Source organism: Streptomyces sp. NPDC000229, assembly GCF_040300825.1.
Classification (GTDB): Bacteria; Actinomycetota; Actinomycetes; order Streptomycetales; family Streptomycetaceae; genus Streptomyces.
Map to the genome: position 1 here is coordinate 1 of NZ_JBEPEL010000172.1, position 1,078 is coordinate 1,078.

The 1,078-nt window shown below is 63.7% G+C and carries 1 pseudogene; it reads left to right on the forward strand.

The annotated features are described in order from the left end of the window. Window positions 1–1,078, forward strand: a pseudogene (locus ABT360_RS35315) (RHS repeat domain-containing protein); the annotation flags it as partial.

Consider the following 1,078-nt stretch of genomic DNA (forward strand, 5'->3'; position numbering starts at 1 on the left):
GAGCGCAAGTCCAACAACAAGCCGACCAAGTTCCTGACGTACATCACCGACCCGGCCGGCCGTCAGACGCTGACCGTCGACTACTGGACCAAGGGCCAGTCCGGCTACCAGTACGTCAATGACTCGGGCGTGCTGACCACCGACACGGGCAGCCTGAACAACTCCAAGATCTACGACCACGTGAAGTCCATGACGGACATCTCGGGCCGGAAGATCGAGTTCTATTACACCACCAAGGGTCTGCTCGGGCAGATCACCGACGGTGTCGGCTCGTCCCAGCCGAAGGACTTCAAGTTCACCTACGACGCCACGCAGGGGAACAAGAACGTCAAGCTCGTCAAGGCGACCGACCCGCGCGGCAACGGCACCTCCCTCGGGTACTACTTCCCGAAGGAGGGCGACGACCCGAAGTACCACTGGTGGACCCAGACGATCACCGACCGTCTCGGCGGCGCCACGAACTTCGCCTACGCGGTGAACGCGGCGAACACGAAGTTCACGGACACCAAGGTCACCGACGCCGAGTCCCGTACCACGGCCTACGTGACGGACGACTTCGGCCGCCCGGTCCAGACGACCAACGCCAAGTCGCAGACCACAAAGATGTCGTGGGACGCCGACAACAACGTGACCTATCTGGAGGAGCCGAACGGCGCCAAAACCGCGTACTGCTACGACCAGAAGACCGGCTACATCCTCTGGTCACGCGACGCCGAGAACAACAAGGCCGGCGTGCCGACCGCCGCGGACTGCGCGCCCGGCACCTACCCGGCCAACGCGGCCAAGTTCGAGTATCAGACCCGCGCCGACGGCTACTCCGCCGACCTGTGGCGCAAGACCTCACCCGAAGGACGTCCCTGGCAGTTCGGGTACGACGGCTTCGGCAATCTCAAGACGGTCACCGACCCCAAGGGCGTCGCCACGACCACGGCGGGTGACTACACCACCTCGTACGAGTACAACTCCTACGGTCAGTTGACCAAGGCCACTGACGCCAACGGCAACCCAACCTCTACCTCCAGGAACTCCTCCGCTGGGGTAGTGACCTCCGTCCCGGAACCGCGCACTGCGAACCGAC